The organism is Enterococcus sp. LJL90, assembly GCF_056924355.1.
On record NZ_JBXPBQ010000004.1, the window covers coordinates 196,254 to 218,790 of the forward strand.

The 22,537-nt window shown below is 40.9% G+C and carries 25 protein-coding genes, 1 pseudogene and 1 other annotated feature; of the genes and pseudogenes, 20 read left to right on the top strand and 6 right to left on the bottom strand.

Annotation, left to right across the window (positions count from 1 at the left end; genetic code table 11):
- Positions 1-26 precede the first annotated feature (26 nt).
- Together AC1Z3S_RS11045 and AC1Z3S_RS11050 are read left to right on the top strand one after the other, a co-directional pair.
- A complete protein-coding gene (locus tag AC1Z3S_RS11045) occupies positions 27-413 on the top strand; it encodes a hypothetical protein (protein WP_461740422.1) in 387 nt (128 codons plus the stop codon).
- A gap of 15 nt (positions 414-428) precedes the next feature.
- Positions 429-1,043 (top strand): Type 1 glutamine amidotransferase-like domain-containing protein, encoded by a 615-nt coding sequence (locus AC1Z3S_RS11050; protein ID WP_461740423.1) that lies wholly within the window; start codon positions 429-431, stop codon positions 1,041-1,043.
- On the opposite strand, the gene AC1Z3S_RS11055 is transcribed toward AC1Z3S_RS11050, so the two are convergent.
- A complete protein-coding gene (locus tag AC1Z3S_RS11055) occupies positions 988-1,260 on the bottom strand; it encodes a hypothetical protein (RefSeq protein WP_461740424.1) in 273 nt (90 codons plus the stop codon). The genes AC1Z3S_RS11050 and AC1Z3S_RS11055 overlap by 56 nt on opposite strands.
- Positions 1,261-1,408: 148 nt before the next feature.
- Here AC1Z3S_RS11055 and AC1Z3S_RS11060 point away from each other — a divergent pair, with 148 nt between their 5' ends.
- On the top strand, positions 1,409-1,636 hold the full coding sequence (locus AC1Z3S_RS11060) for a hypothetical protein (RefSeq protein ID WP_265458986.1): 228 nt from the start codon (positions 1,409-1,411) through the stop codon (positions 1,634-1,636).
- Positions 1,637-1,781: 145 nt separating this feature from the next.
- Here the strand turns inward: AC1Z3S_RS11060 and rnhC are convergent, their stop codons facing one another.
- Entirely contained in the window at positions 1,782-2,726 is a 945-nt protein-coding gene (rnhC, locus tag AC1Z3S_RS11065) for a ribonuclease HIII (protein ID WP_461740425.1), read from the bottom strand.
- Between the two features lie 142 nt (positions 2,727-2,868).
- Between rnhC and AC1Z3S_RS11070 the strand changes: the two genes are divergently transcribed.
- The 5 genes from AC1Z3S_RS11070 to uvrC all read left to right on the top strand — a co-directional run bounded on the left by AC1Z3S_RS11070 (position 2,869) and on the right by uvrC (position 8,824).
- Positions 2,869-3,306 carry a cell division protein ZapA gene (locus AC1Z3S_RS11070; RefSeq protein WP_461737938.1) on the top strand — a complete coding sequence of 146 codons (438 nt, stop codon included), beginning with the start codon at positions 2,869-2,871 and terminating at the stop codon, positions 3,304-3,306.
- A 14-nt stretch (positions 3,307-3,320) separates the two neighbouring features.
- Positions 3,321-3,869: a CvpA family protein gene (locus AC1Z3S_RS11075; protein ID WP_461740426.1), complete on the top strand. Its 549-nt coding sequence runs from the start codon at positions 3,321-3,323 to the stop codon at positions 3,867-3,869.
- A gap of 194 nt (positions 3,870-4,063) precedes the next feature.
- The gene (locus AC1Z3S_RS11080) at positions 4,064-6,427 is read left to right on the top strand and encodes an endonuclease MutS2 (protein WP_461740427.1); all 2,364 of its coding nucleotides are present in this window, start codon (positions 4,064-4,066) and stop codon (positions 6,425-6,427) included.
- 88 nt (positions 6,428-6,515) lie between these two features.
- Entirely contained in the window at positions 6,516-6,830 is a 315-nt protein-coding gene (trxA, locus tag AC1Z3S_RS11085; RefSeq protein ID WP_461737834.1) for a thioredoxin, read from the top strand.
- Positions 6,831-7,024: 194 nt separating this feature from the next.
- Positions 7,025-8,824 (top strand): excinuclease ABC subunit UvrC, encoded by a 1,800-nt coding sequence (uvrC, locus tag AC1Z3S_RS11090; RefSeq protein WP_461740428.1) that lies wholly within the window; start codon positions 7,025-7,027, stop codon positions 8,822-8,824.
- Between the two features lie 87 nt (positions 8,825-8,911).
- On the opposite strand, the gene AC1Z3S_RS11095 is transcribed toward uvrC, so the two are convergent.
- Positions 8,912-9,472, bottom strand: coding sequence for a GNAT family N-acetyltransferase (locus AC1Z3S_RS11095; protein WP_461740429.1), 561 nt, complete (start codon positions 9,470-9,472; stop codon positions 8,912-8,914).
- Between the two features lie 107 nt (positions 9,473-9,579).
- Positions 9,580-11,031, bottom strand: coding sequence for an amidase (locus AC1Z3S_RS11100; RefSeq protein ID WP_461740430.1), 1,452 nt, complete (start codon positions 11,029-11,031; stop codon positions 9,580-9,582).
- A gap of 334 nt (positions 11,032-11,365) precedes the next feature.
- Between AC1Z3S_RS11100 and AC1Z3S_RS11105 the strand changes: the two are divergent.
- The 6 genes and pseudogenes from AC1Z3S_RS11105 to AC1Z3S_RS11130 all read left to right on the top strand — a co-directional run bounded on the left by AC1Z3S_RS11105 (position 11,366) and on the right by AC1Z3S_RS11130 (position 16,031).
- Positions 11,366-12,085 (top strand): annotated as a pseudogene (locus tag AC1Z3S_RS11105) (DUF2268 domain-containing putative Zn-dependent protease).
- A gap of 111 nt (positions 12,086-12,196) precedes the next feature.
- Positions 12,197-12,409, top strand: coding sequence for a helix-turn-helix transcriptional regulator (locus tag AC1Z3S_RS11110; RefSeq protein WP_265458997.1), 213 nt, complete (start codon positions 12,197-12,199; stop codon positions 12,407-12,409).
- Complete coding sequence (locus AC1Z3S_RS11115; RefSeq protein WP_461737827.1) at positions 12,406-12,888, top strand: DUF6442 family protein; 483 nt, start codon at positions 12,406-12,408, stop codon at positions 12,886-12,888. The genes AC1Z3S_RS11110 and AC1Z3S_RS11115 overlap by 4 nt, the downstream gene beginning before the upstream one ends.
- A 40-nt stretch (positions 12,889-12,928) precedes the next feature.
- Positions 12,929-13,828 carry an ABC transporter ATP-binding protein gene (locus AC1Z3S_RS11120; protein WP_461737826.1) on the top strand — a complete coding sequence of 300 codons (900 nt, stop codon included), beginning with the start codon at positions 12,929-12,931 and terminating at the stop codon, positions 13,826-13,828.
- On the top strand, positions 13,821-15,089 hold the full coding sequence (locus AC1Z3S_RS11125; RefSeq protein WP_461740431.1) for an ABC transporter permease: 1,269 nt from the start codon (positions 13,821-13,823) through the stop codon (positions 15,087-15,089). Before AC1Z3S_RS11120 ends, AC1Z3S_RS11125 begins: the two co-directional genes overlap by 8 nt.
- 129 nt (positions 15,090-15,218) lie before the next feature.
- Positions 15,219-16,031 carry an aldo/keto reductase gene (locus AC1Z3S_RS11130; protein WP_461740432.1) on the top strand — a complete coding sequence of 271 codons (813 nt, stop codon included), beginning with the start codon at positions 15,219-15,221 and terminating at the stop codon, positions 16,029-16,031.
- Positions 16,032-16,176: 145 nt separating this feature from the next.
- Here AC1Z3S_RS11130 and AC1Z3S_RS11135 read toward each other — a convergent pair whose 3' ends face one another.
- Entirely contained in the window at positions 16,177-16,737 is a 561-nt protein-coding gene (locus AC1Z3S_RS11135; protein ID WP_461740433.1) for a YdeI/OmpD-associated family protein, read from the bottom strand.
- A gap of 52 nt (positions 16,738-16,789) precedes the next feature.
- Positions 16,790-17,512, bottom strand: a complete 723-nt coding sequence (locus AC1Z3S_RS11140) for a gamma-glutamyl-gamma-aminobutyrate hydrolase family protein (RefSeq protein WP_461740434.1) — start codon at positions 17,510-17,512, stop codon at positions 16,790-16,792.
- A gap of 163 nt (positions 17,513-17,675) precedes the next feature.
- Positions 17,676-17,723: a sequence feature (sodium ion sensor (DUF1646 type); this cis-regulatory element may regulate processes involved in with the transportation of sodium ions), on the top strand.
- A gap of 120 nt (positions 17,724-17,843) precedes the next feature.
- Here AC1Z3S_RS11140 and AC1Z3S_RS11145 point away from each other — a divergent pair.
- The 6 genes from AC1Z3S_RS11145 to AC1Z3S_RS11170 are packed head-to-tail and all read left to right on the top strand — an operon-like array spanning position 17,844 to position 22,517.
- Positions 17,844-18,167, top strand: a complete 324-nt coding sequence (locus AC1Z3S_RS11145; protein WP_461737821.1) for a hypothetical protein — start codon at positions 17,844-17,846, stop codon at positions 18,165-18,167.
- Positions 18,154-20,121 (top strand): V-type ATP synthase subunit I, encoded by a 1,968-nt coding sequence (locus AC1Z3S_RS11150; protein WP_461740435.1) that lies wholly within the window; start codon positions 18,154-18,156, stop codon positions 20,119-20,121. Before AC1Z3S_RS11145 ends, AC1Z3S_RS11150 begins: the two co-directional genes overlap by 14 nt.
- Before the next feature lie 5 nt (positions 20,122-20,126).
- Positions 20,127-20,597: a V-type ATP synthase subunit K gene (locus AC1Z3S_RS11155; RefSeq protein WP_461737819.1), complete on the top strand. Its 471-nt coding sequence runs from the start codon at positions 20,127-20,129 to the stop codon at positions 20,595-20,597.
- Between the two features lie 15 nt (positions 20,598-20,612).
- On the top strand, positions 20,613-21,194 hold the full coding sequence (locus AC1Z3S_RS11160; RefSeq protein WP_461740436.1) for an ATPase V: 582 nt from the start codon (positions 20,613-20,615) through the stop codon (positions 21,192-21,194).
- A gap of 32 nt (positions 21,195-21,226) precedes the next feature.
- On the top strand, positions 21,227-22,213 hold the full coding sequence (locus AC1Z3S_RS11165) for a V-type ATPase subunit (protein WP_461740437.1): 987 nt from the start codon (positions 21,227-21,229) through the stop codon (positions 22,211-22,213).
- Positions 22,206-22,517, top strand: coding sequence for a V-type ATP synthase subunit F (locus AC1Z3S_RS11170; protein ID WP_461737816.1), 312 nt, complete (start codon positions 22,206-22,208; stop codon positions 22,515-22,517). The genes AC1Z3S_RS11165 and AC1Z3S_RS11170 overlap by 8 nt, the downstream gene beginning before the upstream one ends.
- Positions 22,518-22,537: the final 20 nt, after the last annotated feature.

The following is a 22,537-nucleotide window of genomic DNA, read 5'->3' on the forward strand; positions in this document are numbered from 1 at the left end:
GAGCAAAAACAAGTGAGGTTTAACTGATGAAAGAAATAATGCGTAAATACAAAGCCTTAATTTTTGGAGGGATAATTGCCCTCTTCTTTGGGGTATTTATTTTGGGAGAGCGATTTATTCATGGTAGCTGGTGGGTGCGAGGCTTTGGCATCATCTTGATTCTAGGTGTTTTTTATTCAATTTACCAAGACATTACACGGCGGGAACACTTTGAAAAAACTTTAATAGCTTATGTAGCGACTTATCAAATTCCTTTGGAGCAGCTAGGCGACATTACCGGTTTTGACAAATATGATTTTCAATTATCCACAAAAAATCAAGTGAGCTTTATTTACAGCGGAAACCAAAAAAAGACCAAGCAAGTCTTAGCCGCCTTAGAAAAAAAATACGGCAAATTGACGAGCGAGGCGTGATAGGAGATAGTTTCTATGAAAAAATTATTTTTAGCATCTTCATTTTTGGATAGTTATCAGTATTTGGCTGATTTTGCTGGAAAAGACTTAAAAGGACAACGGCTTACCTTTATTCCAACAGCCAGTCTGGTGGAGGATAGTCTGCCGTTTTTGGATGAAACACGGCAACTATTTAAAGACTTAGGCTTAGTTGTTGAGGAGTTAGAAATTACCACTGCTTCGACAGAGAAAGCTCAGGAGGTCTTAGCCAGAAATCAGCTGATTTTTATTTCTGGCGGCAATACTTACTTTTTATTGCAGGCCATTCAGCAAAAAAACTTACTGCCGGTTTTGACAGCAGAAATTGCTAAAGGAAAACTTTACATCGGTGAATCAGCGGGCTCGATTTTAGCTGCACCAACCATCGATTACATTGACAAAATTGATGACCCCAGCCAAGCGCCACTAATCAAAGGTTATCAGGGGCTAGGAGAAATTGAAATCTATCCGCTGCCCCATGTTGGCAATCGCTATTTTGGCACCTTGATTCAAGATATCATTGAAGAGTATCAAACTAAAATCCCACTGCTGCCGTTTACTGATCAGCAGGCAATTCTGGTGGCAGGGGGCGAGCATCGCTTGATTGGTTAGAAGATGAGCTATTTTTTTTAAAAATTATGATGAGGTTGCTGATAAATAAAGCGCCTAAAGCGAAAATCAGCAAGTAAATAAATGGTAGTTGACGCATGTGATAATCGGTATAGAGATTTTCCGGTAGACGGGAAGCATTGTCGATTTGAATTAGATAAAAGAAGCTGAGACCAGCTAAAATGGTAAAGCTTAGATTTGCAGCGGCTAACTTTTTCATGTAAAAAATCCCCCTTCAAGCTTGGTAAGGCCAGTATAGCGATTACATTTTAGGGAATCGTTAAGAAAAGTCAAAGTTAAGAAAAATTTTCTTTTTTCCTTTTACGGCTGTTGTATAGTAGTAAGGAAGTATGTTGAGGAGGTGCGAAATGATTCGCAAAGTGAAAGTTTTTAGTGCCAATACATTAACCTATGAAAATCCCCATCAAGAAGTAGAGCGGCAAGTAAATGAATATATAGCTTATGTCATCGACCACGATGCTGAGGTGTATGATATTCAATATCAAGAAAGTGCTTTTCGCGAGTTGAGTGTTTCCGCCATGGTTATTTTTGGTGAGCCTCGAGTTAAGGAAGATAGCGAAACTAAACCAGCATAATTAATGGGCCTGTGATAAAAACTTATCCGCCGTTGACAAAATAATTGAAATTTCATCCGCTGTTCGCTGTACTAAATAGCGAACAATGAAGTTAAAATTATTTTGTTAGTAACGATAATAAGTGCTGTTACAGTCCCATTTGTTTTTATTTTAATAAGTTTTGGGCTTTTTGCGTATTGGCAAAATGCAATTTAGCATATTTCCCTAATAAGTCTAGGCCGCCTTTTTTTAAAATGCGGCTGGCAACTTGATCTGATTTTGCTCCAGCACCAGAGGGCAATTGCAAACCGACTTCTGCGGATTCTTCTGCTAGTTCATTTAAAAAACTGGCACGACAGAGAATCGAAGCGGCGGCAACAGCTAAGTGATACTGTTCGCCTTTAGTGATGAAGTAGATTTTTTCGCTGACCTGATTTTTTTCAGCGGCAAGATACTTGCGATAATTGCCTTCCGGAGTAAACTGGTCAATTAGAATAGCGTCAGGTTTAGTCGGCGCAATTTTTGCTAAGAGCAGACTGATTGCTTGATTATGCAAGACCACTTTCATATGGACAGCGTTGTATTTTGGCTGCACGGCATTGTATTTTTCCGGTGGCACAACGAGCAGCTGATAGTCGATCAAGCCTGCTAATTGGCTGGCAATTTGCTTAATTTGCAAATCGGTTAGCTCCTTTGAATCACGGACGCCGAGGGCTTTTAATTCGGCCAATTTTTCTTTAGGCGCATAGGCCGCACAGACAACTAATGGACCGAAATAGCTGCCGTTGCCGACTTCATCACTGCCGATAACTGACAGTTGACCAAATCCAGCCGGTAAGCCGGGCTTAGTAGCCGCCGATTTTTTTTTCGTAGCGGTAGCTGTTCCACTGACGTTACTTGCTTGTGGTGAACTATCCCATTGCTGGGCTTCTTTTTCCGCAGCCGGCCCTTGGAACATAACTTTGCCAGAATTATAAATGGTCACGGCAGTTGTGCCTTTTTTAGCAAAGAGCTGGGCGTGGGGAACTTGTTTTTTTTCAGCAAATCCTTGATAATAGGATAAGATTTTTTGATAAGTAGGAGTATCAGGTTTTAAGACGATGGTTGCCATGAAGAATCCTCGTTTCTTTTTTCTGATATTTATCATATAATAGGAACAACTTTTTTGAAAGGAATTCTGATTAATTTAGCATTCCCAACGGACTTCTGCTAAAATGGAAGCTAAAGGTTGATTTAGGAAGGAAATGATTGAAGTGGCCTTAGAAAAAAATCGCTACAAAGCGGTCATCGACGGCAAGACTTATACCATAATTGGTTCAAAGAATAAACAGCACATGGATTTGGTCAATCAGCTCGTGAATGACCAATTAAAAGAAATTCGGCAAATTTCTCCCAGCATCACCAAGGAGGAAGGAGCTGTCCTCTTAGCAATTAATGCAGTTTCTGATCAATTGACGAAGCAAACGCGGATTTTACATTTGGAAAAAGAAATCGCCGAATTAAAGCAGCGGCAAATTCGCATGGTGGAATTAGAAAACCGAATTAAGCGGATGGAGGCTTTGGAACAAGAAGCCCGTGATGTTTTAAAGAAGCAAGGGCGCAGTGATGTGGAGGTTCACAATCATGTGGAGGCCCAGCAGATTTTAAATGAAAATCGCAAACAACAAATCAAAGAAAAGACACAGAGTTAACGAAAGGACACATTATGCTAACCCTTGGGATTCTTTTGTTATTAGGGATTGCCTTTTATTCCGGCGCACGGCGGGGACTGGCAATGCAACTAGTATATACAGTCGGCTATTTTGCCACCTTTATTATCGCCCGGACTTACTATCAAGACTTGGCACCCTCTTTGGAATTATTAATTCCTTATCCAGCAGTCACGGAAAATGCAACCATGGTCTTTTTCGACCAGCAGATTTCCTTAAACTTAGACCAAGCGTTTTATGCCGCCACAGCTTTTTTAATTATTACCTTTATCGGTTGGCTGGCAACCCGTTTTATCGCAATTTTCTTTAAAAAATTGACCTACATCCCAATTTTAAAACAATTTGATTGGGTGGCAGGGGGCATTCTCAGTTTTATTGTGGTCTATGTCGGAATTTTTCTATTTTTAACGATTGCTAGCTACGTGCCAATGGAGGCTGTGCAAAATCAATTTGAAAGATCTGAAGTTGCCCGCAGCATTGTCACCAACACACCGATTCTTTCTAGTATGATGGAAAATTTGTGGGTGACTCAAATAATCGGCTGATTAAACGAGTCGAGTAAATTAACATACTTGTGACAGAAGTAGTCAGCTTTTGTTCACAGTTCATCAAGGTTGTGACATAAGGACAGACAGAAAAAATCGCCATCAAAAGCGAGCATCTCTTCTGGAAGCGGCTTATGTTGCAACTTTTTTAGCGGAGTAAATAAACTCAAAAATTGAGTTGAGAAGGTGAAAATATGAATCAACGAATTTTAACGACCTTAGAATTTAATAAAGTAAAAAAAAACCTTGAAAATTACTTGGCAACTGACCAAGGAATAGAAGAGCTGGAAAAATTAGTGCCAATCAATGACCACCAACGGATTCAAACCGCCTTAGATGAAACCGAGGACGGCTTAAAGGTTCAACGTCTGCGGGGAGGCATTCCCGTACCGAAATTAAAAAGTATTCGGCCTCATATGAAACGAATCGAAATTGGTGCCAATTTAAACGGCATCGAGTTAGCTGAAGTGACCCGCGTCTTAAGCACCACCAATGAAGTAAGCAAATTTTTCGGTGATTTAGCGGATAGTGAAATTGAATTTGCCCGCCTGTATCATTGGAATGAGCAATTGGTGACGATTCCTGCTTTAACTCGCCGTTTAAAAGAGGCGATTGACGAAGATGGCCGCGTGACAGACGAGGCTTCGCCAGAGCTGCGGAGCATTCGTCAAAGCATCCGTCGTAGCGAACAAAGTGTTCGAGAAAATCTGGACGGGATTGTACGTGGAAAAAATGCCAAATACCTTAGCGACGCTTTGGTGACGATGCGTAATGACCGCTATGTGATTCCAGTGAAAGCCGAATACCGCAATATTTTCGGTGGCGTTGTCCACGACCAAAGTTCTTCAGGCCAAACTTTATTTATCGAGCCTAAGCAAATTGTCGAATTAAATAATCGCCTGCGGCAGCATCAAATTGCTGAGCGCACAGAAATCGAACGAATTTTATCAGCATTATCCGCAGAGCTAGTTCCTTATCGGCGAGATATTTTACAAAATGCTTACGTGATTGGCCAATTTGATTTTATCAACGCCAAGGCCCGTTATGGAAAAGAAATTAAAGCGATTGTTCCTGAAATCACTGAAGACAATCAGGTAGATTTTCGCCAAGCTCGCCATCCTTTGATTGATCCGGAAAAAGTCGTACCCAATGATATTGCCATTGGCCGAGATTATCAAGCGGTGGTTATCACGGGTCCTAATACCGGTGGGAAAACCATCACGCTGAAAACTTTAGGTCTGTTGCAATTAATGGGGCAAGCCGGCTTAGCTATTCCAGCGGCTGAAGAAAGCACGATGGGGATTTTTGATGAGGTCTATGCCGACATCGGTGACGAACAGTCGATTGAACAAAGCTTGTCGACATTTTCTTCTCATATGACAAATATCGTTAGCATTTTAGATAAAGTCGACGAAAAAAGTTTGGTGCTCTTTGATGAACTAGGTGCGGGAACCGATCCGCAGGAGGGGGCCGCTCTCGCAATTGCTATCCTCGATTTTCTCGGAGCCAAATCAGCTTACGTGATGGCGACAACTCATTATCCTGAGTTGAAAATTTACGGCTACAATCGCCCCGGCACAATCAATGCCAGCATGGAATTTGATGTCGATACTTTAAGTCCGACCTATCGCTTATTAATCGGGGTACCTGGGCGCAGTAATGCCTTTGAAATTTCTCGACGGCTAGGCCTTGATCCAACGGTGATTGATTCAGCCAAACAAATTATGGATGACGAGAGTCAAGATTTAAATGAAATGATTGCCGATTTAGAAAATCGTCGGAAAATGGCGGAAACCGAATATTTAGAAGTCCGCTATCATATGGACGAAGCCGAAAAATTGCATAAAGAACTAGAAGAAGCTTACAGCTTTTTCTATGAAGAACGGGAAAAAGAATTGGCGAAGGCCCGTAAAGATGCCAATAAAATTGTCGAAGATGCACAAGAAAAAGCCGAGAAGGTCATCTCTGACATTCGTAAAATGCAATTGGCGGGCGGCAACAGTGGCGTTAAAGAGCATCAATTAATTGATGCCCGCACGCAGCTTGCTGGTCTGCGGCAAGAGGAAGACCACCTTCAAAAGAATAAAGTTTTGAAAAAAGCTAAGGAACAAAAACGCCTAAAAGCCGGCGACGAGGTTATGGTCAATACTTATGGTCAACGGGGTACACTAATCAAAAAAGAAGGAGACAGCTGGCAGGTCCAAATCGGCATTTTAAAAATGACGGTGCCAGAAAGTGATATGACTGTCGTTGCACCAACGAAAGAACCGGTGCAACGGGTGGTCAATACAGTACGTTCTAGCCAAGCTAGCCATGTTGCCAATCAATTGGATTTGCGGGGCAAGCGCTATGAAGAAGCGCTGGCAGAAGTCGATCAGTATTTAGATGCCGCAATTTTAGCTGGCTATCCGCAGGTGACGATTGTTCACGGAAAAGGTACCGGCGCTTTGCGACAAGGAATCACCGATTATTTGAAAAATCATCGCAGTGTTGCGAGCTTCGAATTTGCACCGAATAATCAAGGGGGCAACGGTGCTACAATTGTTAAGTTTAAGTAAGAATACTTATTAAGAGTAAGCAGATTATTAGGCATCGAAAAATGACGGTGCTATAATGATGGCAGTGAAAAACTAGGAGGTATGTCAAATGGCACAAGTTGTAACTGATAAAACATTTAATACTGACACAGAACAAGGTTTGGTTTTAGTTGACTTTTGGGCTACTTGGTGTGGACCTTGTCGCATGCAAGCCCCAATTTTAGATCAATTGGAAGAAGAATATGACGAATCAGAATTCAGAGTGGTGAAAATGGATGTGGATGAAAATCCAGAAACGCCAGCATCATTCGGAATCATGAGCATCCCAACTTTACTTTTGAAAAAAGATGGCGAAGTTGTAGATAAAGTAATTGGTGTTCATAGCAAAGACCAATTAAAAGAATTAATCAGCCAACATATGTAAGCTGAAAAAATATTGGTCTGCAGTGCAAGGAAAACTTGTGCTGCAGACTTTTTTTGTTTTCAAAAGAAAATCAATCCAACGCCAGTCAGCTTAAAATGACTTCTCTTGACTTGGCATGTTATAATAAATCAGTAAATTGAGAACATCAGTTCCTTTAGTTATCATTACCCAAGACTAGTGAGGATGAATTTTCCATGAATGAACGAATTAAAAATAAATTGGCCCTGCTACCGGATCAGCCGGGTTGTTATTTATATAAAGATAAATACGGTACTATCATCTATGTCGGCAAAGCTAAGATTTTAAAAAATCGTGTGCGCTCTTATTTTACTGGCAGTCATGACACGAAAACCGAGCGGCTTGTAAGTGAGATTGATGATTTAGAATATATTGTGACAGAATCGAATATTGAAGCCTTGCTGTTAGAAATTAATTTGATTAAGAAAAATGACCCTAAGTATAATATTATGCTGAAGGATGATAAAACTTACCCTTTTATCAAAATTACTAATGAAGATTATCCGCGACTTTTAATCACTCGCAAAGTCTTAAAGGACAAGGCTTTATATTTTGGTCCTTATCCCGATGTTGGCGCCGCCAATGAAACAAAAAGATTGCTAGATCGCTTGTTTCCTTTGCGAAAATGCAAGGTTTTGCCTAAAGAAGTCTGCCTGTATTATCATATGGGCCAATGTTTGGCCCCCTGTGTTTTCAATGTCCCCAAAGAAACCTATAAAGATATGGTCAAGGAAATCAAGAAATTTTTGAATGGTGGCCATACAGCAATTCAAGACCAATTGAAAATTAAGATGGATACTGCAGCTGAACAGATGGAATTTGAAAAAGCTGCTGAGTACCGAGATCAAATCAACGCCATTGAAACAATTATGACTCGCCAAAAGATGACCAATGCCGATTTAATGGATCGGGATGTCTTTGGCTATGCGGTTGATAAAGGCTGGATGTGTGTCCAAGTCTTTTTTGTCCGCCAAGGCAAATTAATTGAGCGGGATGTTTCGATTTTTCCCTTTTATAATGATGCTGAGGATGATTTTTTGACTTACATCGGCCAATTCTATCAAGAGAATCAGCATTTTGTTCCAAAGGAAGTGCTAATTCCAGATGATATTGATATGCCTAGTGTTGAAGCGCTGCTCAAGACTAAAGTTTTGCAGCCGCAACGGGGAGAAAAGAAAAAGTTAGTCAAGCTGGCGGCTAAAAATGCCGGCGTTGCATTGAATGAAAAATTTGATTTGATTGTCCGCAAGCAGGAGCGGACATTAGGCGCCGTAGATCGGTTGGGAAGCGCACTGAATATTCCGAGTCCAACCCGAATTGAAGCCTTTGATAACTCAAATATTATGGGGACCGACCCAGTTTCGGCGATGGTGGTCTTTATTGACGGCAAGCCTGCTAAAAATGAATACCGCAAATACAAAATTAAAACAGTCAAAGGACCGGATGATTACGCTACGATGCGGGAAGTTATTTACCGCCGTTACTCGCGGGTTCTCAAAGAAGATTTGCCTTTTCCCGATTTGATTTTAATTGATGGAGGTAAAGGTCAGGTCGATGCTGCCCGAGATGTGCTGGATAATCAGCTGGGCTTGGATATTCCGATTGCCGGTCTAGCAAAAAATGATAAACACAAAACCAGTGAATTACTCTTTGGTCCAAATTTAGAGGTGGTACCTTTAGAGCGCAACTCTCAAGAATTTTTCCTATTGCAGCGGATTCAAGATGAGGTCCATCGTTTTGCGATTACCTTCCATCGCCAGCTCCGCAGCAAAAATAGTTTTTCTTCTAAGCTGGATCAAATTGACGGCCTAGGTCCCAAGCGCAAAAAGCTTTTGCTGAAGGAATTTAAATCCGTTAAAAATATTACCGCCGCCAGCATTGAAGAATTGCAGGCGATTGGTTTACCAAAAGGTGTTGCTGAAAATGTCTTTGCTGAGTTGCATAAGACAGAAGAGTCAGAAAAAGAGCAGGACTAAATTTAATCAAGTTATTGAAAAGCTATCAGAAAAAAACTGCCAAAAATTTTCCAGTAAAACGGAATTTTTTCGGCAGTTTTTTTTGGTTTATTTCCTAGTGACTTCTTTTGATGGAATGATTGTTGCTAAACTTTGGCCCAACAGTTTCCTGCGACACGCTTCAACTTCTTGAAAAGTGAAGCGACCTCCGTAGGCTAAAAATTCATAGAGCACACCAAATTCTTTGAGGAAAAGATCTTGAGAAACAAAGCCATTTTTCAAATAGAAATTTTTTCGCTTAATACGCTGTTGTTGGTTTTTGGCAGAACTATCCAACGCCTCAATCGTCAAGCCAATTTTTTTACCGCTGTAGACCTTTGGTAACTCTTGTAAAACCTTACTACCATGACGTTGACCCTGCAGGTTTGGGTCAATGGCAAAATAAAAGATAAAGACTTTGTCCTCTAAAACAACCGAATATAGAAAGCCGAGCCAACTATCTTTCTGCCAGACACTTAGTAATTCAACAGCCGGATTTTTTAATTTTCTTTGTAAAAACCAAAAAGGCATCCGTTCAAGTCGGGGAAAGGCAGCTTGATAGAGCTGTTTTATCTTGGTTAGAGCAGCAGCTTGTTGTTTTGGTTGTTCAATTTTTTCAAAGGTGAGCATAGCGCCTCCGTTAGGGGAAAATTAGTTAAGATTTTTGAATTTATTAAAACTAAAATGCAAGCAAGATTTTCAACTTGCTAAAAAAAATACAATCAGAATTTGCAATCTTACTGATAAGCTGCGGGCAGCTTGAATAAATCTTGTGCCTCCAGCTGATAACCAATTTGTAATAACAAATCCTCCTGTCCTTTCGAAGCCATAAATTGCACTCCTAAAGGCAAGCTGTCTTTGGTCACATGGGTTGGCAAACTGATGGCCGGTTGCCCGGTCAAATTAGCTAACTGTGTAAAGGGTGATAGCGTTAGACTTGGTTCAAACATCTGATAAATTAATTCCCCCTGTTGTCCGACAGACAGGCCTTCAATAACACTTAATTGCTGGCGAATCGAATCGCTTTGCAACTCTTGATCAATTCTCGGCGCTGGAAAAGCGGTGGTGGGTGTTAATAGCAAATCATAGTCAGAAAATAATTTTTCCATCGCTTCAGCAGCACTGTCCCAAAGTTGCAGGGCCTGAATGTATTTTTCAACCGGGACATTGGTTCCATATTGATACAAGCCCCAAGTAATTAATTCCATATCCTTTTGAGTCAGAGCTTTTCCTAATTGTTTGCTGATGCCGCTAAACATGGCGGCTGTTTCGGCACCATTCATCAAATAATAACTTTCCATTAATGCAACGCCGTCGACTGGATAAGCGATTTCTGTAACGCTGTGGCCTTGTTGTTGCAATTCAGCCGCCATTTTTTTAGTGGCGGTAATCGCTTCGTCAGAAACCGGTGTGCCCACAGGTGATTCCGTTAGAAAAGCAATTTTAAATGAACGGTCTAATCTAGTATCTTGCCATTCATCTTTTGGCGGATGATAGGGTGCGGCTTTGGGATTGCCCCGTAATTGTAAAAATAAATGTTCGGTATCCCGCATTGAAACGGTCAAAGCAAAATCAATAGAGGCCCCTTGCCAGCCACGATATTGTCCAGGTCCGGTGGGCATAGCGCCACGGGTTGGTTTTAAGCCAATTAATCCGCTGAAGGAAGCGGGGATTCGAATCGAACCGCCACCGTCGCTGGCACCAGCAATCGGAAAAATGCCGCTGGCAACCGCCGCCGCTGCGCCGCCGCTTGAACCGCCGGGGGAATGCTCCAAATTCCACGGATTGCGGGTGACGCCGTATAATTCAGGGTCGGTGATGTTTTTGAAACCGAATTCCGGGGAATTACTTTGTCCGGCGGGTACCAAACCGCTGTCGATTATTTTTTGGGTGAAGTTAGATGTTTTTTGGGCGAGATTATTTTTAAAAAGTTGGGAAGCTAGCGTTGCCGGCCAACCTTTTTTTTCTTGCCCTAGTATTTTTAAAGGAATCGGCAGTCCGTAAAATGTTTGTGTCTCATTATAATTTCCTTGGGCGAAATCTTTTTTTGCTTGAGCCAAATCCCAAGAAATTAAAGCGTTTAGCTGGGGATTTAAGGTTTGGATTTTTTTGTCTACCTGCTGATAAAATTCCGCTGGCGCCACCGCTCCTGTTTTAAATTGATTGACCCAATATAAACCATCTTTCATCAGAAAACCTCCATTTAGTAAAGTAATGATTCAAATTAATTATACACGATGGCGCCAAAAAAAATGGCTGCTTTGTTCTTGTTAAATATTTTTATTGACCTTGCCGCTGCGTCAGCCCTTAAACTGGGCTTAAGGAGGCGAGAAAATGGAAAATATCGCAATTCGTTTAGTAGATTCAACGGTTTTTTATCAACAGGCACTGAGAGGGCAGCCGACAGAAGATGATTTTCGCTATCAGCTGATGGCACCACTGGCAAAAATGTGGCAATATTTAAATACCCCTTTGAAACCAAAAAGTCCCGGAGGTTATGATGTAGTGATGGCTTCGGAAATGATGGGTATTTGGACACCCCGCAAGAGCAGCCAGTTAATTGCTGGAAAACTAGAAAAATTAGTGGCAACGAATATTTTTACAGAGGCGCCAGCTGTTTTGAGACAGGGAATTACTGCTTTTGCTGAAATCGGTTATCAAATACCTGTGTCCGAATTTGTGGTGACAATTTTATTAGGAGATTCAGAAAATTCGATTTTGATGGCTAGTGAAGGATACAGCGGCTTTGGCGGCATTCCCGGTTTTATTTTTTTGCTGGTGGTCCCAAATCAGTTTAATCAAAGCCGCTTGAAATCGGCTTTAGCCCATGAATTTAGTCACAATGTTCGGTTTACCTATGCTCCGTTTAATCATGGGGATGTCAGCGTTGAAGAATATTTGGTGATTGAAGGATTAGCCGAGGTTTTTGCTGAAAAATTATACGGAATTGATCAGCGGGGGCCTTGGGTACAGGATTTTTCAAAAAAAGAATTAGCCGATTCAATTGAAGTCATGAAGGCTGGCCGTCAAGCTCGAGGATTTGAATAGGTGGCAGCTTATATGTATGGCGATGCTGTCGCTAAAGAACAGGGCTACGCGCCAGTAGGACTTTTGAGAAATGCCGGTTACACCGTCGGCTATCATCTAGTAAAAAAATATTTAAAAAATACAGGGGCTTCGATTGAAGAAGCGACCTTAACACCCTCAGCTGAAATTATTAAAGAATCAAAAATTTTCGACTAAAAAATTTTTCAAAAAAAAAATCAGAGAAAATGTATAGCTCGCTTTACAAAAAATGTAAAGTGAGCTATACTTTATTTGTAAAGCGAACTATACATGAATGGAGGAACTCCAATGGAAAATAAAATTCATGAGTTGCGCAAACAAAATAAAGTCACCCAAAGTGAGTTGGCGGAGGCGGTGGATGTCACTCGCCAGACGATTATCTCATTAGAAAATGGCCGCTACAATGCCTCTTTGATTTTGGCCCACAAAATTGCTCAGTTTTTTGATTTAACGATTGAAGAGGTATTTGAATTTAATTTGGAGGAGGAGAACATCAGATGAAGCTTAAAATGTTCAACATGAAAAATGTCCACACGGATCAAGATTATATCGAACATTTACAAGTTAAAAGTTCGCTGGCGGCTTGTTTTATCGTCTTAGGAGGGATTTTAGGAGCGACCTATAGCTTTGCCACTCGTCAGGGATTGGTGCATTTATCAGATTATTTTCAGGGCTTTTACGCAGGAGCTTCCGGTAGTTTGATTGTGTTGGGTCTTGTGCTACCTCTGCGAAATCGACGCTTGATGAAGCAACCTGAGGTCATAAAAAAAATGCGAATCCGGGATTCTGATGAAAGAAATCAGGAATTATCCGCCAAAGCGTTAAGAATTGCTTGTATTTTTCAGCTAGCAATGGCCTATCTGATGATTCTCGTTGGGCCGTTTTTCAATGAGCTATTGGTGGGCATTGGAACTTTGCTAATTTTTATATTTATTTTCGCATATTTAGGCACTTATGTTATTCTTAAAAAATGGTACTAGAAAATTTCCATAAAACAATAAAAAAATAAGGAGTAAACAAATGTTAGAAGTGAAAAACTTAACCAAAACATTCGGGAACTACACAGCGGTTGATAATTTGTCATTTGACATCCCTGACGGCAAAATTTTGGGATTAATCGGTCAAAATGGTGCTGGTAAGACGACAACGTTTCGACTAATCCTCGATTTTTTAACCGCTGATTCTGGAGAAGTTCTTTGGGATGGTAAAGAAATCAGCAGCAAAGAGTACAATATCATCGGCTATCTGCCTGAGGAAAGGGGTTTGTACCCGAAAGTTACCATTCAAGATCAGCTGGTCTATTTTGCAGAATTGCGGGGCAAAACGAAAAAAGAAATTTTGCCAAAGATTGATGAATGGATGGAAAAATTTCAGGTGAAGGGCAAGAAGACGGATAAGGTGAAAACTTTATCTAAGGGGAATCAGCAAAAGGTTCAGTTGATTGCAACTTTGATTCACGAACCCAAATTAGTTATTTTGGATGAACCCTTCAGTGGGCTTGACCCGGTCAACGCTGAATTGCTGAAAGACGGCATTATTGAATTGAAAAGTAAAGGCTCAGCCGTTATTTTCTCCAGTCATAATATGGACAACGTTGAAAAAATTTGTGATTCCTTAATTATGCTCCGCAATGGCGAAACAGTTTTAGATGGTAAAGTGCATGAAATTCGTGAATCCTTCGGACGTACCAAGCTGTTCTTGGAATCGGCTTTAAGTAAAGCCGATGTTGAAGGCTTTGCCGGTGTTAAGGAAGTCATTGAAAGTTCAGACGGCAGCTTAAACATTACCCTAAGTGATGCTCAAGCCGGCGAAGAAATTTTTATGCGGGCAACTCAGGGGGGCTATATTCCGATGTTTAATCAACAACCGCCGACCCTTGAAGAAATTTTTAAATTAAAGGCAGGTGACAATAATGCGTAAATTTTGGATCATTGCGTTAGATATCTATAAGAAAAACGTCAAATCTGGGGCGTTTGTCGTGATGATTTTGTTCCCGTTTATTATTATGGGGATTGCTTATATTGCCGGAAGTTTCGCCGGTGGCATTGGCGAAACCAGTAATTTTGGCGTGGTGGCAAGCGACAGCAGCCTGACACAAGGTTTCGAGGCGCTAAATAATGAGGATTATGATTTTAAAGAGATTGACTCAGAAGCTGATGCGCAAAAAGAATTGGCGGATGAAAAGATTGATGGGTATCTGTTATTAAGTCTCGATGGCAATACTATTCAAGCGACCCTGTACAGTGATACCACTCTCGGCACGACTGCTGAAATGGTGATTCAGCAATACTTAACTTCACTTCAGTCGACGTTACGAGCGACTGGACTTGGATTAACAACTACTGATGTTGCCAGCTTAAATGAAGCGGTGAATATCACCTCTGAAAGAGTCAGCTTTGATGATGATGGGCAGATGATTGTTGATGAAAATAATACCTTTATCCAATCGATGATTAGTTTTGCTTCAACAATTTTACTGATGGTCTTTATCATGACCTATGCTCAAATTGTTGCCCAAGAGATTGCCTCAGAAAAAGGCACTCGGATTATGGAAGTTATTCTTTCCAGTACGACGGCGAAAAGTCATTTTTACGGTAAAATTGTCGGCGTGCTATTAGTTGCCTTAACACAGATGGTCGTTTATGCGCTTGCCTTTGGTATCGGCTTCCAGTATTTCAAAAATCTCGAGATTGTCCAGCAGGTGCTGGACGGAATTTCAGTCGAACAAATTTTTGGACCATTTTTAATCTTCACAATTATTTATATTTTCCTAGGAATTTTGATTTACTCTGTGCTTTCCGCTCTGTGCGGCTCGCTGGTCAGTAAATCCGAAGACACCGCCAAGGCAATTATGCCAGTAACTTATCTGTCATTAGGCGGTTATATTTTGGGGATTGCCATGGGGATGTCAGATCCGAATAATATTGTCATCCGTGTTACTTCCTATATTCCGTTTCTGTCTTCTTATATCATGCCTGTCCGCTTGGCTAGTAATGTGGCTACCAATACAGAAGCCATGATTTCAGTGGCGATTTTAGCTGTGACAACTGTGGCATTGATGCTCTTGTCGGCTAATTTATACAAATCAAATGTCTTAGTTTATAACGAAGGCGGCTTATTAGCAGCCTTGAAACAATCATTTTCAATTTTACGAAACGAACGCCGCAAAGTTAAAAGCTAAAATATTATAATTCCTGATAGGTCACTGACTTATCAGGATTTTTATTTGAAGGTCAATTAGTTGACGAAAGCTTCATCTAATTGGACAATAAAAGAAATGCTGTAAAAGACAGAATTAGGAGGAAAGAAAATGGATTATCAAACATTAAACAATGGTTTAGAGATTCCGCAAATTGGTTTAGGTGTGTGGCGGGCGCCCAATGACGATGCCGCCAAAGCAGTTGAGTGGGCATTGAAGGCTGGCTATCGCTTGATTGATACGGCTGCTGCTTATAAAAACGAAGATGGTGTCGGTCAAGGCATCCGCAATTCTGGGGTTCCCCGTGAAGAAATTTTCGTGACGACAAAATTATGGAATAGCGACCAAGGTTATGAATCTACTCATCAAGCCTTTAACGACAGTCTAGAAAAATTAGGTCTTGATTATGTTGATCTGTATTTGATTCACTGGCCAGTAGCTGGGAAATACAAAGATTCTTGGCGGGCGATGGAAGAAATTTATGCCAGCGGCAAGGCTAAAGCGATTGGCGTTTCTAATTTCCATCAGCATCATCTTGAGGATCTTTTAGCTGATGCAAAGGTTAAACCAGTCTTAGATCAAATTGAAATTCATCCAACATTGACACAAGAGCCTTTGAGAAATTATTTGAAATCTATTGATGTTGCAGTTGAAGCTTGGTCGCCATTAGGTCAAGGAACCATTTTGAATAATCCTGTCTTGATGGAAATCGGTAAAGCTCATCAGAAGACAGCGGCCCAAGTTATTATCCGCTGGCATTTGCAAAATAAAATCATTGTGATTCCTAAATCCGTTCACGAACAACGAATTCAAGAAAATTTTGACGTTTTTGATTTTGAATTATCCGCTGAAGAAATTCAAAAAATCAACGGTCTGAATATTAACGAGCGTTTAGGTGCTGATCCCGATAATTTTAATTTTTAAAAATTAAAAAAATACTGTTAAAGAAGCGTCCTGCATTATACAGCGGGCAAGCTCCTTTGACAGTATTTTTTAGTTGTAACAAACTAGTTGAATAGTTTGATTTTCAAAATTTTAAACAAGTCATATCTTGCTAAAACAAAATTGTTTACATCGGTTTCAGATTTTGCGAAATCCGTTCCAACATCCAGGCCAAACGTTTCTGGCGTCCTACTTCTGTTTTCGCATCTAAATAGGCGCGGGTATAAGTCTTTTGTACAGAAGGCGACATCTTAAGGAAATTATCGTAGGCCTGTGGATTTTCCTTCAATAATTGAGCAGTTTGGGTAATATCCGTTTCCGTGATGGCTGGCTTGGTAGGTTGCTCCCATTGGCCATTGGCTTTGGCTTCTGCGATTTTATCGCGACCGGCTTTAGTCATCAGCCCTCTATTTTCCAAACTAGCAACTAATTTTTTATTCTTTTCCGACCATTTGCTATTTTTGCGGCGTTGGGCGAAATATTTTCGATATTGCTGTTCGTCAATTTTTTTCATCTGCCCATCAATCCAACCAAAACATAAAGCTTCTTCCAACGCTTCTGTCGCTTTTAAGGTTTTCAGCGGGGCTGCTTTAGAAAAAAGCAGCCAAACTCCGACTTCACTGTGCTGATTTTCCTGTAACCAGCGGCGAAACGCCTCACGATTTTCAAAAAGTAATTCATTTTCCATCGGTCTACTCCTCAGCTTTTCTTTTTAGTATAGCATAGGAGGAGCTGGCAATTTAAAGCTGATTGACAAAATAATTAAACAAGCCTTGCTCTTTGGCATCTACGTGATGGTTTAATTCTGGATGCCATTGGACACCTAAAATTTTGTGCTCTGGTTGAGTGCTTTCAAGAGCCTCAACAATCCCATCATTTGCCCAAGCCGTGGCTTTTAATTGGGGGGCAATTTTTTTAATCCCTTGATGGTGATAGGAATTAACTAGATGGCTACCTCCTAATAAATTATTCACTAAGCTATCTGCCGCAGTTTTGACTTCATGGGTGGCAAACCATGGTGCAGTGGGAGCTTGTTCATGTTTTAGGGCCGTCTTTTCATAAAAAGATAAGTCTTGATACAAGGTGCCACCGAGGGCCACATTCACTAGTTGAACACCGCGGCACACCGCAAAAATTGGTTTGCGCTGAGCAACAGCTTCTTTGACTAGCGCAATTTCAAAATGATCCCTTGCCGGATTAATTTCTCCTAATTTTTCGCTGGGTTCCTCTCCAAATAGCTGAGGCATAATATCTTGACCGCCTGCTAAAAGTAGTTTATCAATTTGTTTGATGTAACTTTGGGCTAATGTTGGTTCCCCGATTGGCAAAACTAGTGGCAGGCCACCAGCTATCTGGACAGCGTCTACGAAGCCTTGAGGTGTATAAGTAACTTGATTGCCGTTGAATGTTTGGCTATCATGAACCAGCTGATTGCCAGCAATGCCGATAATTGGTAATGACATAAAAATTGCTCCTTCATTTTTTTGGTAATCATAGCATTTTTTGCCAAAAACCAACATTATTCCGCTTCACAGAAGTCTTTGGCTCAACGGCTTTTAAAAAAAATTAGAAAACTTTGTCTTTTTAAATAACTTTTGGTATACTGTTTAGAGTTAAATAATTAATGGTTGGGCGCAAGCTTCAAGGATCGGATTCTTCAAGGGGTGAGAAGAATAAGAGAGAAAAAGCGCACCTGTGAACTAACAATTATCGCGTGAAACTTTCTTACAGTTGCAAGGAAGTTTCACGCTTTTTTTAGTTTTACAAAAGCCATGCTTGAAGGGAGTGAAGAACTTGTTAGAAGCGCTAAATGAAATTAAAGCCGCTGAGGAACAGCTGGCGATAAAAAAACAAGCAATGTTGGACAACATTCAAAAATATGCCACCGAGCGCAATCAGGAACTCCAAAAACTGCAAACAGAAAATCATCAGCTGTTAACCAAGCTGATGGCAGAAAGAGAAGCCGCTGAAGCAGAGCAATTAGCAGCGGAAAAAGAGCTGTTATTAATTGAAGCAAAAAAAGTCAGTGATGACTTACAAGAGCAATATCAAAAACACGATCAAGCTGCTATTCAAACGATTATCGAGAGGGTGAAGCAAAACTATGGCAGTGACTAGAATGAGTAAATTAACCGCCATTTGTGATCAACGCCATCAAGAAAGCCTCCTGCAAACCATCCAAGGGCTGCAGCGGATTGAAATGCGGGATTTGAAACAAGAAAATACTAGCAATCAATGGGTCAAAGAATATTTTGCCGAAGAAGCGGCGTTGATGGAAACCACCCAAGAGGCCGAATTATTGGATCTGCAAAAAGATATTCAACAAGCCGTCCAATTTATTCGTCATTATGGTGCAAAAAGTAAAAATTTTAGTTTAAAACGCAGCTTCCTTTCTTTGCAGGAATTAGAAGCTGGCATTGACGAAGAAAAATTACGAAAACAATTACCAGAAATTTTAGCTTTAGAAAAACAGTGGCAAAAATTAACAGCGGAAAAAGAACGTCTCAACGAAGCTGAAACATGGCTAAGTCATTGGCAGTATTTAGATATTAATCCCAATACACCGTTGCCAGATTATACTGAGCTAAATTTAGTTGGGCTGCCAGCCTCTGGGTATGATGCTTTTAAAGAAAGTATTGCTGAAGAAGCCAATTTCTATTTTGAAGAAATTTATGTCGATGACCGAGAAGTAAATTTGGTGCTGGTTTTTCCTAAACAAGCGCAAGCAACAGCAACGGCTCTGCTTGAGACAAGTGGCGGCAGCAAAATTGAGTATGCCTATCAGCGGGAACCAAAAGCTGAATTGGCAGAGATAAAAAAACAGTTAACTACAAATCAAAAGGCTATGGAGGAGCTGACCCGTCAAGTGGGGCAGCTGATTAAAATTATTCCCGAGCTGCAATGGGCTGAAGAAGTTTTTCTAGCCCGCCAACAACGGGAATTTGTTAAAAATCAACTGATTCACAGTCGTTATCTCGTTGTGATTCAAGGCTGGATTAGTAGTAAGGATCAAGGGGTGCTTGCTGAGGAAATTACCCAACGATTAGGTGCCGATGAAGTTTATCTCGATTTTGAAACGCCGTCGGAGGCTGAAATTGCTGAAGAGGTCCCAATTGCCTTGGAAAATCATCCAATTGTCGCACCTTTTGAACTGTTAACTGAAATGTACAGTTTACCAAAATACAATGAAATTGATCCAACCCCGTGGCTGATGCCCTTCTATTTTGTCTTTTTCGGCATGATGGTGGCAGACGCTGGCTATGGATTATTGATGTTACTTGCGACAACCTTTGCTTTGAAAAAAATGGTGTTGCCGACAGGGATGGCAAGGTTTGCCAAATTTTTCCAGATTTTGTCTTTACCAACGATGGCCTGGGGCTTAATTTACGGGTCCTTTTTCGGCCTGACACTACCGTATACACCAATCCTTTCGACAGAAAATGATGTCGTTCAAATTATGATTTTATCTGTTGTTTTTGGGTTTATCCAAATCTTAGTCGGGCTTTTTATTGCCGCCAAAGAACATATCCGGCAAAAAGATTATCTATCAGCCATCAGTGACGGCTTTGCCTGGCAAGGGATTTTAATTGGGATTGTGATTGCAGTGGCCGGCAATGTTTTGTTAAATAATGCGGCCTTGACGTATCTTGGGGCAGCCATTGCGATTATCTCAGTTTTGGGAATTTTATTTATTCCGGTTCTCCAGTCGACTTCTAAGTTAAAAGGCTTTGCCAAAGGAGCCTATTCTCTTTATGGTATCACCGGTTATATTGGTGATTTAGTGAGTTACACACGCTTGATGGCATTAGGAATTTCCGGCGGCAGTATCGCAGCGGCTTTCAATTTGATTGTCAGCTATCTGCCAACAGGTGCCCGCTTTACAGCAGGGATTGTTTTAATCATCATCCTGCAGGGATTGAATATTTTTCTTTCTTTACTGAGTGCTTTTGTTCATGGCGCCAGATTGCAGTACGTAGAGTTTTTTGGGAAATTTTATAGCGGCGGTGGGAGAGGCTTTAGTCCCTTCAAAACTGCTGAAAAATATTTGAATATCAAACGAAAAGAGGATTAAGAATTATGGTAGATTTATTGATTAACGACGGCGGGATTTTGTTCGCTATTTTAGGGATGGCAACAGCGACAATTTTTTCAGGTGTTGGTTCAGCTAAAGGTGTCGGCATTGCCGGGGAAGCGGCAGCGGCCTTAACCACAAGCCAGCCGGAAAAATTCGGTCGGGCCTTGATTTTGGAACTTTTACCAGGGACACAAGGGTTATACGGTTTCGTAATTGCCTTTTTCATCTATTTAAATGCTAGTGGCGGCGATGTGAGCTTCATCCAAGGAATGAGCTTGTTTGGCGCTTCCTTACCGATTGCCTTTACCGGTTTATTTTCAGCCATCGCCCAAGGGAAAGTGGCAGCAGCCGGCATCCAAATTTTGGCGAAAAAACCAGAGCATGCGACTAAAGGGATTGTCTATGCCGTAATGGTGGAAACTTACGCAATTTTAGGCTTCGTTATTTCATTCCTATTAATTAATATTGCCTAGTGGGGTGAACAGCAGATGAATGCGATTGAAAAAATTATTGAAGAGATGAATCAGCAGGCAGCTGCTGAAAATACCGCTTATGAAACAGCGGAAAAAGCAAAAATAGATCAACAGCATGCAACGGAATTAGCTCAGTTGCAAGAGGATTTCGAGAAGCAAAAAACACGGCAGTTGGCGGCGATTGACAGTAAATATCGTCAACTAAAAAATCGCCAGCAGGTTACGATTCGCCAGCAAAGCCTTCAGGAAAAACAGGAATTTTTATCTTCTTTGTTTACCCGTTCGGCTCAGCAAATGGCGGAATGGTCTCCAGATGAAGCGCAAAGCTTTGCGGCAAAAGCCTTAAAACAATTGCCGTTAAAAAATACCGCAATCTTTATGGCAGGGGAATTAAGTCCATATTATTCAACAGAATGGTTGGAGCAAATCAATCAAACACTGCCTTATCAGCTAACGATGGCACCAGAAAAGTTTGCTAAAAAAGCCGGCTTTATCGTAGACGATCAAGGGGTTCAGTATAATTTTATTTTTGAAAACTTAATTAAAGATTTGCAAAGCGAGGTTTCCTTTGAAATTGCCCAGCAGCTTTTTAATTAATCAGCAAGATTGCCTGCAAAGGAGGGATTTTCGTGAACAGCTATCATGAGCTGAATCCTCTGATTCGAACAAAGGAATTGGAGCTGTTAACCCAAGCAGATTTTGATAATCTGCTAAATGCGCCAGACTTGCAACGTATGGGTCAGATTTTGCACAACACCCATTACAGTGAATTAGTCTACCAGGGCTTTGAACATAAAATTGATCAGGGCTTGGCCAAAGACCAAGCAGCGCTGTTTCATTGGCTGGTGGAAGTAGCTCCAGAAAAAGAAGTTGTCTGGATTTATACCATGCGGTTTACTTTCCATAACTTAAAAGTCTTGACTAAAGCGCAGGTCACTAATAAAAATTTAGATCATTTATTTGTGCCGGATGGCTTTTATTCTTTAGAAAATTTGAAAGCCGCTATTCAAAGTGGTGAATCGGACGTTTTACCTTCGGCTGTCATGGACAGTATTCGGGAAGTCCGTCAGTATTTTGAAGAAGCAACGATTTTACAAGGAATCGATGTCATCTATGATCGAGAATTTTTAAGACAACAGCGAATTCTAGGGGATCAATTAGGCTATCCTGATTTACTAGAAGAAATTATTGCTTTTATTGATCTAACTAATTTGATTACTTTGGGCAGAGGTCTGCGTCAAAGACGAACAGTCGCTTTTATGACCACGGTGCTTTCTAGCTCGGGTAGTATTGAGAAGACTGATTTGTTGCAGTATGTCGAAGGTTCTCTGACGGAATTTATTACTTTTCTCAAGGAAACTGAGTATGGTGAAGTGATTGCACCAGCTATCACCGACAATGAAATTAATTTTGTCGAATTGGAAAAAATTAAAGACAATTATTTATCAGATAAATATCTAAAGGCCCAAGTCCAAGCCTTTGGACCGCTACCGCTACTAGCATTTCTCAATGCTAAAGAAGTCGAGCGAAAAAATTTGCAACTGATTGTAACTGGCAAACGCAATGGTATTGCCAAGGAAGTAATTAGAGAAAGGATGCGGGCAACCTATGACTAGTAAAATTGGCGTCGTTGGCGACAAAGGTTCCGTGCTTCCCTTTAAAATTTTTGGCTTTGACGTGCGGTACGGAACGGACGAAAAGGTGACCCGCAAAGCGATTGAAGAGATGGCGCAAGCAGATTATGCAGTAATTTATGTGACCGAAGCTTGTGCTGCTTTAGTTCCTGAGACGATTAGTCGCTATGAGACGGTGATGACACCGGCGATTGTTTTAATTCCCAATCATGAAGGAACGCTGGGCATCAGCCAGGATAAAATTGCCAAAAATGTAGAAAAAGCCGTGGGCCAAAATATTTTGTAGGCAGCAGTTTAACAGACGGA

What these genes read in the sequence shown, in the direction of transcription:
- AC1Z3S_RS11045 (WP_461740422.1), top strand. Translation starts at nt 27, where the DNA reads ATGAAAGAAATAATGCGTAAATACAAAGCCTTAATTTTTGGAGGGATA.
- AC1Z3S_RS11050 (WP_461740423.1), top strand. Translation starts at nt 429, where the DNA reads ATGAAAAAATTATTTTTAGCATCTTCATTTTTGGATAGTTATCAGTAT.
- AC1Z3S_RS11055 (WP_461740424.1), bottom strand. Translation starts at nt 1,260, where the DNA reads ATGAAAAAGTTAGCCGCTGCAAATCTAAGCTTTACCATTTTAGCTGGT.
- AC1Z3S_RS11060 (WP_265458986.1), top strand. Translation starts at nt 1,409, where the DNA reads ATGATTCGCAAAGTGAAAGTTTTTAGTGCCAATACATTAACCTATGAA.
- rnhC (WP_461740425.1), bottom strand. Translation starts at nt 2,726, where the DNA reads ATGGCAACCATCGTCTTAAAACCTGATACTCCTACTTATCAAAAAATC.
- AC1Z3S_RS11075 (WP_461740426.1), top strand. Translation starts at nt 3,321, where the DNA reads ATGCTAACCCTTGGGATTCTTTTGTTATTAGGGATTGCCTTTTATTCC.
- AC1Z3S_RS11080 (WP_461740427.1), top strand. Translation starts at nt 4,064, where the DNA reads ATGAATCAACGAATTTTAACGACCTTAGAATTTAATAAAGTAAAAAAA.
- trxA (WP_461737834.1), top strand. Translation starts at nt 6,516, where the DNA reads ATGGCACAAGTTGTAACTGATAAAACATTTAATACTGACACAGAACAA.
- uvrC (WP_461740428.1), top strand. Translation starts at nt 7,025, where the DNA reads ATGAATGAACGAATTAAAAATAAATTGGCCCTGCTACCGGATCAGCCG.
- AC1Z3S_RS11095 (WP_461740429.1), bottom strand. Translation starts at nt 9,472, where the DNA reads ATGCTCACCTTTGAAAAAATTGAACAACCAAAACAACAAGCTGCTGCT.
- AC1Z3S_RS11100 (WP_461740430.1), bottom strand. Translation starts at nt 11,031, where the DNA reads ATGAAAGATGGTTTATATTGGGTCAATCAATTTAAAACAGGAGCGGTG.
- AC1Z3S_RS11110 (WP_265458997.1), top strand. Translation starts at nt 12,197, where the DNA reads ATGGAAAATAAAATTCATGAGTTGCGCAAACAAAATAAAGTCACCCAA.
- AC1Z3S_RS11115 (WP_461737827.1), top strand. Translation starts at nt 12,406, where the DNA reads ATGAAGCTTAAAATGTTCAACATGAAAAATGTCCACACGGATCAAGAT.
- AC1Z3S_RS11120 (WP_461737826.1), top strand. Translation starts at nt 12,929, where the DNA reads ATGTTAGAAGTGAAAAACTTAACCAAAACATTCGGGAACTACACAGCG.
- AC1Z3S_RS11125 (WP_461740431.1), top strand. Translation starts at nt 13,821, where the DNA reads ATGCGTAAATTTTGGATCATTGCGTTAGATATCTATAAGAAAAACGTC.
- AC1Z3S_RS11130 (WP_461740432.1), top strand. Translation starts at nt 15,219, where the DNA reads ATGGATTATCAAACATTAAACAATGGTTTAGAGATTCCGCAAATTGGT.
- AC1Z3S_RS11135 (WP_461740433.1), bottom strand. Translation starts at nt 16,737, where the DNA reads ATGGAAAATGAATTACTTTTTGAAAATCGTGAGGCGTTTCGCCGCTGG.
- AC1Z3S_RS11140 (WP_461740434.1), bottom strand. Translation starts at nt 17,512, where the DNA reads ATGTCATTACCAATTATCGGCATTGCTGGCAATCAGCTGGTTCATGAT.
- AC1Z3S_RS11150 (WP_461740435.1), top strand. Translation starts at nt 18,154, where the DNA reads ATGGCAGTGACTAGAATGAGTAAATTAACCGCCATTTGTGATCAACGC.
- AC1Z3S_RS11155 (WP_461737819.1), top strand. Translation starts at nt 20,127, where the DNA reads ATGGTAGATTTATTGATTAACGACGGCGGGATTTTGTTCGCTATTTTA.
- AC1Z3S_RS11160 (WP_461740436.1), top strand. Translation starts at nt 20,613, where the DNA reads ATGAATGCGATTGAAAAAATTATTGAAGAGATGAATCAGCAGGCAGCT.
- AC1Z3S_RS11170 (WP_461737816.1), top strand. Translation starts at nt 22,206, where the DNA reads ATGACTAGTAAAATTGGCGTCGTTGGCGACAAAGGTTCCGTGCTTCCC.